This is a genomic window from Gordonia mangrovi, from assembly GCF_024734075.1.
GTDB classification, from domain to species: Bacteria; Actinomycetota; Actinomycetes; order Mycobacteriales; family Mycobacteriaceae; genus Gordonia; species Gordonia mangrovi.
Genome location: NZ_CP102850.1, coordinates 3,977,771 through 3,989,947 on the forward strand (window position 1 = coordinate 3,977,771; position 12,177 = coordinate 3,989,947).

Genomic DNA, 12,177 nt, shown 5'->3' on the forward strand with positions numbered 1-12,177 from the left:
ATGCGGTGCATCCCCCCTGAATGTTCTTTGGGATTGTAGGGGACATCTCCTCGGGCGTGTGGGGCGAATCGGCGGGTCAATCCGGCTCACACAGTTCGTAGTGCGTCACATCGGCGGGCGAACCGCGTGATCATCGTGGCTGTCTCGGCGGGCTGGATCAGCGGGAACAGGTGGCTGGCCCGCGGGATCACCTGTACCTGCGCCAACGGTGAGGCGGAGGCGAAACGCTGCTCGTGGATCCGGAACTGATCCCAACCGCCGTTGAGGAATTCGATCGGGCCCGGATAGCGCGCGACCTCGGCCAGCGCGTCGAGGTCGGCCAGTTCGTTGACCACGTCGCGAATGGAGTGCAGCGCAAGGCCGCCGGCCTCCATGTCCCGGGCGACCTGGCCGCCGACCGCCATCCGGGTGAGGCCCTTGCTGATCGCCGCGGCTTGGCGGGGCAGGACGCTGGTCGCCGCACCGAAGGCGCGAAACGGGGCGGCGAGCAGGCGGCTGGGTTGCGCAGTCGCGCACATGACCAGCAGCCCGGCGACGGCGTCGGGGTGACGGCCCGCCGTGGCCATCGCCACGTAGCCGCCGAGCGACATGCCGGCGACCACCGCAGGCCTGCCGAGCGCGTCGATCGCATCGAGCACCGCCCGTACGGCCCCGTCGATGTCGAAGTGCTCGGCAGACCGCTCTCCGTGTCCGGGGAGATCGGGGGTGCCCACCGGCCGGTCGGTGATGCCTGCGGCGATGCGATGTAGGGCCGCGCCACTGACTCGGAGTCCGTGGACGAGGACGACGGGAGTGGGTGAGACTTCCTGCGCTGCGCTCATCGCGCGCAATTATGACTCATCAGAGGCCAGTACGCCGTGAGCGTCAGGCCTTGTCGCGGCCGGCCGATGGGTCGACGCTGCGGTCGATGCCGATCCGGTCGGGGAACCCGTGGTCGTGCGACACCACCAGCAGCGCACCCTGTCACTGCCGCAGAGCTGTGACGAGCTTCTCGGTGGTGTCGAGGTCGAGGTTTCATGTCGGCGACGGCGGAAATGCTTGTGCGTGCACCATAGCGCCGCCCACCCATATGGTGCCAACGCTTTTCTGACGCGTGAGGCGCTAACGTGGCCGGTATGTCGTTCATCCGCACCTCGATCGTCAACGGGGTCGGCGAGATCGTTCTCGATCGTTCCGCCGCCCTCAACGCACTGGATCAGACCATGATCGATGACATGTATCGGGTGCTGTCGGAATGGGGAGATGACGACGGTATCGACACCGTCCTGGTGACGTCGGCGAGTGAGCGCGCCTTCTGCGCGGGCGGCGACATCCGCGCGATCCGCGACCATGCGCTCGCCGGTGACACCCACGCGGTGAGTCACTACTTCGCCAGCGAGTACCGACTCGATCAGCTCGTGGCCGACTATCCGAAGCCCTATGTGAGTGTCATCGACGGTGCGGCCATGGGCGGCGGTCTTGGCATCAGCGTGCACGGCGAGGTGCGGGTCGTGAGCCAGAACGCGGTGATCGCCATGCCGGAGACCGCGATCGGCTTCGTCCCGGATGTCGGCTCCACCTACTTCCTGCCTCGCCTCCCTGATGGCGTCGGTATGTGGATGGGCCTGACCGGCTCGCGCATCCGCGGTGCCGATGCCGTGGAGATCGGTATGGCAACGCATTTCGTCGACTCGACCGAGATCGGTGAGGTCGCCGAGCAGATCCGCGCCGGGGTTCCGCTCGTCGACGTGCTCGGCGACCGGCAGGATCGCCCGGCCGCCGAGTTGCCGCTGGCCAAGATCAAGGAGTACTTCGCCGACGACAATGTCACCGGGATCGTCGGCGGGCTGCGCGGTGCGGTCGGCGACCCCTGGGCCGAGCAGATGGTGGATCTGATCGAACAGGCCTCACCCACCAGTCTCTGGGTGACCGCGGCGATGCTCACGGCGGGCGCACGGTCGGTGCTCGACGAATGCCTGGAACGCGAACTCCATGCCGCCGAACAGATCACCACCACCGGCGATTTCGCCGAAGGGGTGCGCGCGGTCCTGGTGGACAAGGATCGCCGGCCCCGCTTCGATCCGGCCTCCATCGATGACGTCGACCCCGACGTCGTCGCGCGGATCGTGGGAGCCTGAAACCACCGACGCGCTCGGTCAGGGGGTCGTCTCGAACCAACCCGCCAGTGTCACATCTGTTTCGGTGGAGGTGATCTCGGTGGGGGCCGCATCGTCATCGATGTTGTCGTCGGGGGCGAACGGGTTGCTCTCCGAACGTGTGACGGCCGAGCACGTGAAGGTTCCGGCGACCCGCTCCGATGACACCGCGGTCAGTGTCACGGGACATGTCGTCGAATGGTGGTAGGTACCTCCCACCGAAACCCCGACGGACGAATTGATCGGCCCGTCCAGCGGACCCACCCGTGGGCGAACCCCACCGATCGGCGGCAGTACACCACCGGTCAGATCTCCCACCAGGAACTCCAGTTGCGCGCCGTCGGCGCCGGGTCCGGTGAACACGAACAGCAGGCTGTCCGGCGGTACCGACGGATCGGCATTGCCCGACTTCGTGAACCCGTAACACATAGATCCGGCCGCGTTTCTTGAATCCGCCCGATCGATGGCGACATGCATGCTGCCGGAACGGAATTCGAGAGCGTGACCGGCGCGATCGATGCGCCCCCGGCTGGGTGTCTCGCGGCACGCGTCGGCGTCGAGAGGGGCCGCTCCGGCTGTCGCAGAAGCCGTACTCGACGGTCCGGTGCCGGCGCTGTCGGTGGGCCCGCAGCCGGCTAGCAGAGCAAGCGCTGCCACCGTGGCCGGCACGGCGGCCCACCCTGCGACACCTCGTACCGGAAGCTCAGTCTGCCGCGGCGACAAGGGGTTCGAGCATCAGGTCGGGATGCTCCTTCTCGATGAACTGCAATCGCCACTTGTCGCTGAACAGCGCCAGCAGTGCCCCGTCGGTGCGGGTGAACACCTCCACACCGCGCTGCCGGCCGAGTTCGGTTGCGCTGTCGGGGTCGGTGCGCCGAGCCAACGAGTAGCCGAGCGGTTCGATCGTGGTGTCGACGTTGAATTCGGACTTCATCCGGGCCGTGACCACCTCGAACTGCATCGGACCCACTGCGGCCAGCACCGGTGAGGCGTCGCCGCGCAGATCATTGCGCAGCACCTGCACCACGCCCTCGCTGTCCATCTGTTCCATGGCCTTGCGGAACTGCTTGTACTTGTCGGCGGTGTTCACCCGGATCGCCGAGAAGTGTTCGGGCGCAAACGACGGGATCGGGGGATACTGCACCTTCGCGTCGATGTACAGCGTGTCGCCGGGGGCCAGGGCCATCGCGTTCACCAGACCGACCACATCACCCGGATAGGCCCGGTCGACGGTGGAACGGTCGCGGCCGAACACCGCCTGGGCGTATTTGGTGGCGAACGGTTTCCCGGTCTGTGCATGGGTCACCACCATGCCGCGTTCGAACTCGCCGGACACGATGCGCATGTAGGCCAGGCGATCCCGATGGCTGGTGTCCATCCCCGCCTGCACCTTGAACACGACGGCGCTGAACGGATCGGTGACCTCGCGTACCGCACCGTCGATGTCCTCGCGGCCGGCCGGGGCGGGTGCGAGCTCGACCAGCGTCTCGAGGAGTTGGCGCACACCGAAATTGAGCATGGCGGAAGCAAAGATCATCGGCGATGTCTGACCGGCGAGGAACATCTCCTGGTCGTGGTCTTGGCCCATCTCCGCGAGCAGGTCGCTCTCCTCGACCGCGGCCGTCCACTCGTCGCCTTCGCGTTCCTGTGCTGCGTCGGCGTCGAGCATCTCCTCCGGTGCGACCTTGGCGCCGCCGGCGGTGCGGGTGAAGCGGATGTACTCGCCGGTGCGTCGGTCGAGCAGGCCGCGGAAGTCGCCGGCGATGCCGACCGGGAAATAGAGCGGCGTCGGGATGAGGCCGATACGTTCGGTGATCTCGTCGATCAGTTCCAGCGGGGTCTGGCCGGGGCGGTCCCACTTGTTGATCACGGTGATCACCGGGATGCCGCGGTGGCGACAGACCTGGAAGAGCTTGAGGGTCTGCGGTTCGAGGCCCTTGGCGGCGTCGATGAGCATGACCGCGGCGTCGACCGCGGTGAGCACCCGGTAGGTGTCCTCCGAGAAGTCGGCGTGGCCGGGGGTGTCCACCAGGTTGATCACGTTGGGGGTGTCATCGTCGGAGCGCTCGGCCGCGTAGTTGAATTGCAGCGCGGTGGAGCTGACCGAGATGCCGCGCGCCTTCTCCATCTCCATCCAGTCGGAGACGGTCGACTTGCGGCCGGCCTTGCCGTGGATCGCACCCGCCTCGCTGATCATGCGTGCATGCAGCGCGAGCGCCTCGGTCATCGTCGACTTGCCGGCGTCGGGATGGCTGATGATGGCGAAGGTTCGGCGACGCTTGACCTCTTGGGCCACGGTGGCAGCATCGGAACTCACCCGACGAGGCTACCGTCCGGCGCGCTCACCGGGCAAAACCGTGCCGCCGCGGCGGGACGTTCTCGCGCGTGTACCGTGCTCTCGCGCGTGAGGCGGCGCGCGCGAACGGTGAGTGGACGCGCGAGAGCGGTGGCCGGACGCGCGAGAGCGGCAAGCGGTGGGCTACTCGAACGGCACCGGAGGCATCTTGACGACCTGCGAGGCATAGCTGAGCCCGGCGCCGTAGCCGAGTAGCAGTGCGGTGTCGCCGGGTTTGGCCTTGCCGGTCGACAGCAGATCTTCCATGGCCAGCGGGATCGAGGCCGCCGAGGTGTTGCCGGTGTGCTCGATGTCGTTGGCGACCACGGCGTCGTCGCGCAGCTTGAGGTTCTTGGCGAGCAGGTCGTTGATCCGCGAGTTCGCCTGATGCGGCACGAAGACGTCGAGTTGCTCCGCACCGATTTTCGCGGCCTCGAGGGCCCGCTGAGCGACCTTGCCCATCTCGAAGGCGGCCCACCGGAACACTGCGGTGCCCTCCATGCGCAGGTAGGGGCGCTGGGTGCGGTCGCTGTCAAGGAAGGTGACCCAGTCGATGTCCTGGGCGATCGCGTTGAACTGGGAGCCGTCGCTACCCCAGATGACCGGTCCGAGTTGCTGATCGTCGGTGGGACCGACCACCACCGCGCCGGCGCCGTCGCCGAAGATGAAGCAGTTGGTGCGGTCGGTCATATCCATGGTGACCGACAGCTGCTCGGCGCCGATGACCAGCACGTTGGTGGCACTGCCGCCGCGGATCATGTCCGAGGCGACCGCCATGCCGTAGCCGAATCCGGCGCATCCGACGGTGATGTCGAACGCCGGGACGCCGTTGGCGCCCAGGTCGGTGGCGACCTTGACCGCGCCGGCGGGGGTCAGCAGCAGGTGGGTGTTGGTGGCCAGGATGACGGCGTCGATGTCGGAGCCGGACAGCAGCGCGTTGGCAATGGCCTTGCGGCCTGCGTTGACCGCCATCTCCATGACGTTCTCGTCGCGGCGCGCGAAGCGTCGGGTCTTGATCCCGGTCCGCGTGTAGATCCACTCGTCCGACGATTCGATCTGCTCACAGATCTCGTCGTTGGTGACGACCCGCTCCGGCCGGTAGGCACCGATGCCGAGCATGCCGATGTTGTTTATCCCGGCGGTGTCCGCGATGACAGCCATGCGTGTCCCTTTCACTATGCGACCCGCCATAGACGGTCTCACATCTGGGCTCTACTCGGAAGTAGCCCCCACCGCGACAACCGCTCCGCTCAGCCGCCGCTCGTCTCGGTCGGCGCCGGCGGCAGCGTGACGACCGCTCCGGCATAGCTGAGCCCGGCGCCGAATCCGAGGAGCAACGCGGTCTGCCCGCCCGTGGCCTTGCCGGTCGCGAGCATCTCTTCCATGGCCAACGGGATCGAGGCCGCCGACGTGTTGCCGGTGTTCTCGATGTCGTTGGCCATCGGGATCTCGTCGGCGAGGCCGAGGTTCTTCTTCATCAGCTCGTTGATCCGGGCGTTGGCCTGATGCGGCACGAACACCTCGATGTCGTCGATCCCGACCCCGGAGGTCTCCAGCACCGTGGTCAATGCCTTGGGCAGTGTGATGGCGGCCCACCGGAACACCCGCGGTCCCTGCATGGTCACCACCATCCGGCCGACCGGATCGGTGTCGGGCTCCTTGTGCTGGAACTCCTGCGCACGGTCCATGTATTCGGGGATGTCGTAGTTCTGGCCGATGGCCTCGGCGTTCTCGCCGTCGCTGCCCCAGACGGTCGGCGAGATACCGTTCTCCTCGCTCGGCCCGACGACGACCGCGCCGGCTCCGTCACCGAAGATGAAGGCGGTGTTGCGATCGGTGGGTTCCATCACCACCGACATCGTCTCCACCCCGACGACGAGGACGTATTCGGCAGAACCGGCCCGCACGGTGTCGGCGGCGATACCCAGGCCGTACCCGAAGCCACCGCAGCCGGCCGCCACGTCGTAGGCAGGGATGCCGTTGAGTCCGATGTCGAAGGCGACGATCGGGCCGCCGTGCGGGATCTTGGTCTTCCAGCTGTTGGTGGCCAGGATCAGTGCGCCGATCCTCTCCTTGGGTATCCCGGAGTTCCGGATCGCCCGCTCCGCGGCCGCAGCAGCCATCGACCGCGCGGACTCGCCGCCGCTGATCCAGCGACGATTGCGGATACCGCTGCGCTCGAAGATCCACTCGTCGGAGGAGTCGAGGACCTCGCACACCTCGTCATTGGAGACCAGTCGGCGCGGTCGGTAGGCGCCGATGCCCAGCATTGCCACGTTCTGGTGGCCGGTGTTCGCCGCAATCCCCACGCTGACTCCGTTCTCCGTCGATCGGACGCTGCGATTGTAGGCACGTGTTTACCTGGAAGTAACCCAGTGACCTCCGGCGTTTCCTCTCTTGGGGAGTCAGAGCGGCCAGAACACCGGAACCAGCGCCAGCGCGATGACCAGCCAGCACGCCATCACGACGATGCCCAGCCGCCAGTAGTCGCCGAACCGGTAACCGCCGGGATTCATCACGATCATGTTCGCCGGAGTCGCGATCGGGGTGAGGACCGCCGCGGCGGCCGCTGTGCACACCAACATGAGGACCGGCTGCGGGTCGACGCCGATGTCGGCAGCGGCGGCGAGTGCGATGGGGATGACGATGAGTGTGGTGGCCGCGTTGCTGATGAACTGGCCCAGCATGGCCGTCAGCAGGAACAACACGACCAGCAGCAGATACGTGCTGCGATCGGCGACGAGATCGACGATGGGCGCGGCGATCAGCTCGGCCCCGCCGCTGTCGGTGATCGCCGCCGACATCGGGATCAGCGCCGCGATCAGCACCACGGTCGGCCACGACACCGCACGGTAGGCCTGCTCGGAGGTGATGACCTTGGTGACGATCATGGCCAGCGCGCCGAGCAGACCGGCCACCACCGGCGGCACGACGCCCGAGGCCAACAGCGCGATCATGGCGACCAGGATGGCGGCGGCCCGTGGTGCGCTGCGGCCCAGCGGCACGGTCTGGCGACGAAGTTGCTCCGACGATCCGACGACGAGTACCTGCTGGTTGTCGGCCAGGGCTTCGATGGCTCGCCACGGGCCGTGGACCAGCATCGTGTCGCCCTCCACCAGCTCCACCGAACGCGGCCCGACGTCCTTGTTGCGACGTCGGATCGACATCACCAGCAGCCCGTCTTCCGGCCGCACCATGCCTGGGCACACCGTGGCACCGATCCACTCCGAGCGTGGTGGGATGACGATCTCACTGACGCCGGCATCGCGGTCGATCAGACGGCCGGAGGTGGCGTGGCGTCCGGCGATGTCCTCCACGGTCAGCTCGTGGCGGCGGGCGAGTTCCTCGACGGCCGGACCCGGTCCGGACACCACCAGGACGTCGCCCTCGCGCAGTTTGTGGCCGGAATCCACCAATCCCGCACCCAGACTTCCCTGTGTGGCGATCGGCGCCACCTCCGGGTAGTCCAGCGCGACCGCGTCGTCCGCGGATTCGCCCAGACATGTCGATTCCGCTTCAACGTGCAGCCGATAGACCCGCTCGCCGAGGCCATAGTGGTCCACGACCGTGCCGAGATAATTGCTGAAGTCCGCCGGCAGCGTGGTGGACTGCCGGTCGGGCAGCAGCCGGTCACCGAGCAGCGCGATCACCACGAAGGTGACGATGACCAGCGGGAGACCGATCAGGCCGAACTCGAAATAGGAGAAACCGTCCCCGGTGGCGGTGCGCGCCGCATCGTTGACGATGACGTTCACCGGACTGCCGCTCAGCGTGAGCATCGATCCGGCGCTACACGCGTAGGCGAGCGGGATGAGCACCTTGGAAGGCAGCATCAGCGCGTGCCGCGCCACCGAGACGGTCACGGGTACCAGAGCCGCGGCGGCGCCGTTGATGGTGATGAGGGCCGACAGTATCGCCGACAGGACGGTGATCGCGCCGAGTACTCGCGTCCGATCGGTGCCGGCGGCGCGGGTCAGCAGACGACCCGCCCATGCGGTGATGCCGGACGCCTCGAGGCCTTCGCTCACCACGAACAAGGCGGCGATGAACACGATGACGTTGTCGCCGAGCCCCGAGGTCAGTCCGGCCAGGTCGACCAGCCCGGCGAAGTAGAGGGCCAGGGCAGACGCGATCGCGACCACACCGACCGGCAGGCGGTTCCAGACGAACAAGACGATGGTGACGGCGAGGATCACCAGGCTCAACGTGGCGTCGGACACCGTCTCATCGTTGCATCACGTCGGTCACCCTGCAGTCGATGTCGCGGAGCCGAGAGCCGATTACCAGGCGTGCACGGTGTTCTGTGCGGGCTCGAGGCCTTGCGAGATCAGCAATTCGGTGGCGTCGACCCCGTGGCCGATGAGTAGGTCCACGTCGGTTCGGGCCGAGGACGGAAAAGGTTTGAGGACGTAGTCGGCCGGGTCCTGACGTCCCGGCGGGCGGCCGATGCCGAGTCGGACCCGGAGGTAGTCGCGGGAACCGATGGCCTGGCTGATCGAGCGCAGACCGTTGTGCCCGCCTTCGCCGCCACCCTGCTTGAGCCGCACCAGCCCGAAATCGATGTCGAGTTCGTCGTGGAGCACCACGATGTCGCAGGGCGCGATCGAGTAGAACTTGGCCAACGGTCCGATCTGCCGGCCGCATTCGTTCATGAAGTTGCGGGGTCTGGCGATGAGTGCCTGCCGACCGGCGAGGGTGATCGGGGCGACCTGCGCGCCCGACTTCTTGTGCAGTTTCCACCGCTCGCCGGCCGAGGCGACGAGGCCATCGGCGACCATCGCGCCGATGTTGTGCCTCGTCTTCTCGTACTTCGGGCCGGGGTTACCCAGCCCGACAACCAATTTCACTTGTCGTGGACCGGAGACTACTCGGCCGCTTCGTCGGTGCCGGGGGTCTCGGCGCTGGCCTCTTCGGCCTCTTCCTCGAGCTCGGAGGACGACGGGGCGGCGTTGATGGCGACGATCAGCGTGTCCGGGTCGCTGATCAGGGTGACACCCTCGGGCAGCGCCAGATCCGATGCGTGCACGGCGTTGCCGGCCTCCACACCCTCGACGTCGACGGTGATCTGCTCCGGGATCGACAGCGCGTCGGCCTCGATCTCGACGGTGCTCGCGTCCTGGGTCACCAGGGTGCCCGGAGCAGCCTCGCCCTCGACGACCACGTAGACCTCGACGGTGACCTTCTCGCCGCGGCGGATGACGAGCAGGTCGGCGTGCTCGATGTAGTTGCGGATCGGGTGGACGTCGACCTGCTTGGTCAGCGCCAGCTGGCTGCTGCCGTCGATGTCGAGGTCGACGACCGCGTTGACGCCGTTCGCGCGCAGGATCGCAGCGAACTCGAGAGCCGGCAGGCTCAAGTGCTGCGGGTCGGTGCCGTGGCCGTACAGCACGGCGGGAACCTTGCCCTCGCGGCGGGCGCGACGGGCAGCGCCCTTGCCCTTTTCGGTGCGCACGGTGACAGCCAGTTTGGAAGCCTGAGTTGCCATTGTTCTTCTCCTCGTTCGGCGGTTCGGTGATGAACCGCGGTGGTTGGTCTCGGTCGCGGCGAGTGACGACGACCGGGAACCAGCCGGCGGGCGCCCCAGAGGCCCGCAAGAGGATTCACGATGGTCGCGCCGATTACGGTGGATGTCCACCCTCGCCGTGACAACGTCGGCAAGGATAGCCGATGGCCAGGGCGGATGTCACATTCGCCGGCTCGGACCTGTTCGTCGATTGCGGCCCACCTTCTCGCGCGGCTACCTCGCTCTCGCGCGGCCGCCGTGCTCTCGCGCGCGCAACTTCACGCGCGGGAGGGAAGTGGGCGCGCGGGCCGGCGGAACCTATCCGCAACCCGCCGTCACAGGCATACTGGCCCCATGACATCGCAGACACCGATCGACATCGTCACGACCTTCCTCGACGATCTCGCCCGTTCGGACACGGCGGCAGCTCTGGACAACGTCGACGACAACATCGCCTACACCAACGTCTCACTGCCGACGGTGCACGGGAAACGCAAGGTCGCGGGGATCTTCTCCGGGATGGACAAGTACTCCTGGGCCGGCTTCAACTATCGGATGGTCAACGTCACCGCCGACGGTCCGGTCGTGCTCACCGAACGCGTCGACGAGCTCCGGTTCGGGCCGGTCGTCATGCAGTTCTGGGTCTGCGGTCGCTTCGAGATCCGCGAGGGGCGAATCGCGGTGTGGCGGGACTATTTCGACTACTACGACATGACCAAGGCCCTTGTGCGCGGGCTGCTGGGTGCGGTCATCCCGGCACTGCGCAAGCCGCTGCCGCCGAAAGTCGTGGCCGTATAGCGCGTCGGCTCAGAGGATCTCGTCGATCGACTCCAGCGGTCGTCCCAGTCGGGTCCCCTTGTCGGTCACCACGAACGGCCGTTCGACGAGAACGGGATGTTCGACCATGGCATTGAGCACCGCGTCCTCGGACGCGTCGGCGAGTGCCAGTTCCTTGTAGAGGGCTTCGCGCTTGCGGGCAGCCTGGTGTGCGGTGACACCCGCGTCGGCGAACATCGTCCTCAACTGGTCGCGGGTGTACGGCCGATCCAGGTACTTGACGATCGTCGGTTCGACGCCCGCCTCCCGCAGCTTCTCCAGCGCCTTACGGGAGGTCGAACATTTCGGGTTGTGATAGATCGTCGCGTCCACGCAGCACACCATACCTGGTGTGGCCGCAGGCAAATCGCGTGTCCGAGGACTACGCGCTGCCGTTGAACAGACTCGTCACCGAGCCGTTCTCGAACACCTCGCGGATCGTCTGAGCCAGCAGCGGAGCGATCGAAAGCACCGTCAGGTTCTCGAACTGCTTGTCCTCGCCGATCGGCAGGGTGTCGGTGGCGATGACCTCCCTGGCGCCGCAGCTCGCGAGCCGCTCGGCGGCCGGGTCGGAGAACACACCATGGGTGGTGGCGATGATCACGTCGCCGGCGCCGGCATCCTTGAGGACCCGGACGGCGCCGGCGATGGTGCCGCCGGTGTCGATCATGTCGTCGATCAGCACACAGGTGCGGCCCTCGACCTCACCGACCACCCGGTTGGACTTCACCTGGTTGGGCACCAGCGGGTCACGGGTCTTGTGGATGAAGGCCAACGGTGCCCCGTTGAGGGCGTCGGCCCACTTCTCCGCCACCCGCACACGGCCGGAGTCGGGGGAGACGACGGTGATGTTCTCGGTGCCGTAGGTGTCGCGCACGTACTCGGCGAGCTGGCCCTGTGCGTGCATGTGGTCGACCGGGCCGTCAAAGAAGCCCTGGATCTGATCGGTGTGCAGGTCGACAGTGATGATGCGGTCGGCGCCGGCGGCCTTGAGCAGGTCGGCGATCAGTCGCGCCGAGATGGGCTCACGGCCGCGGTGCTTCTTGTCCTGGCGGGCATACGGATAGAAGGGGAGGATGACGCTGATGCGCTTGGCCGATCCACGCTTGAGGGCGTCGATCATGACGAGCGCCTCCATCACCCACTGGTTCAACGGGTAGGGGCAGCTCTGCAGCACGAAGGCGTCGGAGCCACGGACCGACTCCTCGAAACGAACGAAGATCTCGCCATTGGCGAAGTCGCGCGCGGTCTGCGGGGTCACCTTGATACCGAGTTCATCGGCGACGGCCTTGGCGAGATCGGGGTGCGCGCGGCCAGAGAACAGCATCAAGTTCTTCTGGTTGTCCGTTGTCCAGGTCATGAAAACTCTTCTGCTAGAAGTCTTGCTG

12 protein-coding genes are annotated in these 12,177 nt (G+C 66.9%); 2 read left to right on the forward strand and 10 right to left on the reverse strand.

Going from position 1 to position 12,177, the window contains the following annotated elements:
* Positions 1-86: 86 nt before the first annotated feature.
* The gene (locus NWF22_RS18075; protein WP_160903076.1) at positions 87-821 is read right to left on the reverse strand and encodes an alpha/beta fold hydrolase; all 735 of its coding nucleotides are present in this window, start codon (positions 819-821) and stop codon (positions 87-89) included.
* 294 nt (positions 822-1,115) lie between these two features.
* Here NWF22_RS18075 and NWF22_RS18080 point away from each other — a divergent pair, with 294 nt between their 5' ends.
* Entirely contained in the window at positions 1,116-2,117 is a 1,002-nt protein-coding gene (locus tag NWF22_RS18080) for an enoyl-CoA hydratase/isomerase family protein (protein ID WP_160903077.1), read from the forward strand.
* Between the two features lie 18 nt (positions 2,118-2,135).
* Here NWF22_RS18080 and NWF22_RS18085 read toward each other — a convergent pair whose 3' ends face one another.
* The 7 genes from NWF22_RS18085 to NWF22_RS18115 all read right to left on the reverse strand — a co-directional run bounded on the left by NWF22_RS18085 (position 2,136) and on the right by NWF22_RS18115 (position 9,955).
* Entirely contained in the window at positions 2,136-2,564 is a 429-nt protein-coding gene (locus tag NWF22_RS18085) for a hypothetical protein (RefSeq protein WP_233751275.1), read from the reverse strand.
* Between the two features lie 274 nt (positions 2,565-2,838).
* On the reverse strand, positions 2,839-4,452 hold the full coding sequence (locus NWF22_RS18090; protein WP_160903078.1) for a peptide chain release factor 3: 1,614 nt from the start codon (positions 4,450-4,452) through the stop codon (positions 2,839-2,841).
* 162 nt (positions 4,453-4,614) lie between these two features.
* Complete coding sequence (locus NWF22_RS18095; protein WP_160903079.1) at positions 4,615-5,631, reverse strand: beta-ketoacyl-ACP synthase III; 1,017 nt, start codon at positions 5,629-5,631, stop codon at positions 4,615-4,617.
* 89 nt (positions 5,632-5,720) lie between these two features.
* The gene (locus NWF22_RS18100; RefSeq protein ID WP_160903376.1) at positions 5,721-6,740 is read right to left on the reverse strand and encodes a beta-ketoacyl-ACP synthase 3; all 1,020 of its coding nucleotides are present in this window, start codon (positions 6,738-6,740) and stop codon (positions 5,721-5,723) included.
* A 135-nt stretch (positions 6,741-6,875) separates the two neighbouring features.
* Complete coding sequence (locus NWF22_RS18105; protein WP_160903080.1) at positions 6,876-8,690, reverse strand: SLC13 family permease; 1,815 nt, start codon at positions 8,688-8,690, stop codon at positions 6,876-6,878.
* Positions 8,691-8,750: 60 nt separating this feature from the next.
* Positions 8,751-9,317, reverse strand: coding sequence for an aminoacyl-tRNA hydrolase (gene pth / locus NWF22_RS18110; protein WP_160903081.1), 567 nt, complete (start codon positions 9,315-9,317; stop codon positions 8,751-8,753).
* A gap of 17 nt (positions 9,318-9,334) precedes the next feature.
* Positions 9,335-9,955: a 50S ribosomal protein L25/general stress protein Ctc gene (locus NWF22_RS18115; protein ID WP_160903082.1), complete on the reverse strand. Its 621-nt coding sequence runs from the start codon at positions 9,953-9,955 to the stop codon at positions 9,335-9,337.
* A 372-nt stretch (positions 9,956-10,327) separates the two neighbouring features.
* Between NWF22_RS18115 and NWF22_RS18120 the strand changes: the two genes are divergently transcribed.
* Positions 10,328-10,771: a limonene-1,2-epoxide hydrolase family protein gene (locus NWF22_RS18120; protein ID WP_160903083.1), complete on the forward strand. Its 444-nt coding sequence runs from the start codon at positions 10,328-10,330 to the stop codon at positions 10,769-10,771.
* Between the two features lie 9 nt (positions 10,772-10,780).
* Here the strand turns inward: NWF22_RS18120 and arsC are convergent, their stop codons facing one another.
* Together arsC and NWF22_RS18130 are read right to left on the reverse strand one after the other, a co-directional pair.
* Positions 10,781-11,122: an arsenate reductase (glutaredoxin) gene (arsC, locus tag NWF22_RS18125; RefSeq protein WP_160903084.1), complete on the reverse strand. Its 342-nt coding sequence runs from the start codon at positions 11,120-11,122 to the stop codon at positions 10,781-10,783.
* Between the two features lie 49 nt (positions 11,123-11,171).
* The gene (locus NWF22_RS18130) at positions 11,172-12,149 is read right to left on the reverse strand and encodes a ribose-phosphate diphosphokinase (protein WP_160903085.1); all 978 of its coding nucleotides are present in this window, start codon (positions 12,147-12,149) and stop codon (positions 11,172-11,174) included.
* Positions 12,150-12,177: the final 28 nt, after the last annotated feature.

Bases quoted from the DNA above. Each gene is read 5' to 3' on its own strand.
- NWF22_RS18075 (WP_160903076.1), bottom strand. From the start codon at position 821: ATGAGCGCAGCGCAGGAAGTCTCACCCACTCCCGTCGTCCTCGTCCAC.
- NWF22_RS18080 (WP_160903077.1), top strand. From the start codon at position 1,116: ATGTCGTTCATCCGCACCTCGATCGTCAACGGGGTCGGCGAGATCGTT.
- NWF22_RS18085 (WP_233751275.1), bottom strand. From the start codon at position 2,564: ATGTGTTACGGGTTCACGAAGTCGGGCAATGCCGATCCGTCGGTACCG.
- NWF22_RS18095 (WP_160903079.1), bottom strand. From the start codon at position 5,631: ATGGCTGTCATCGCGGACACCGCCGGGATAAACAACATCGGCATGCTC.
- NWF22_RS18100 (WP_160903376.1), bottom strand. From the start codon at position 6,740: ATGCTGGGCATCGGCGCCTACCGACCGCGCCGACTGGTCTCCAATGAC.
- NWF22_RS18115 (WP_160903082.1), bottom strand. From the start codon at position 9,955: ATGGCAACTCAGGCTTCCAAACTGGCTGTCACCGTGCGCACCGAAAAG.
- NWF22_RS18120 (WP_160903083.1), top strand. From the start codon at position 10,328: ATGACATCGCAGACACCGATCGACATCGTCACGACCTTCCTCGACGAT.
- NWF22_RS18130 (WP_160903085.1), bottom strand. From the start codon at position 12,149: ATGACCTGGACAACGGACAACCAGAAGAACTTGATGCTGTTCTCTGGC.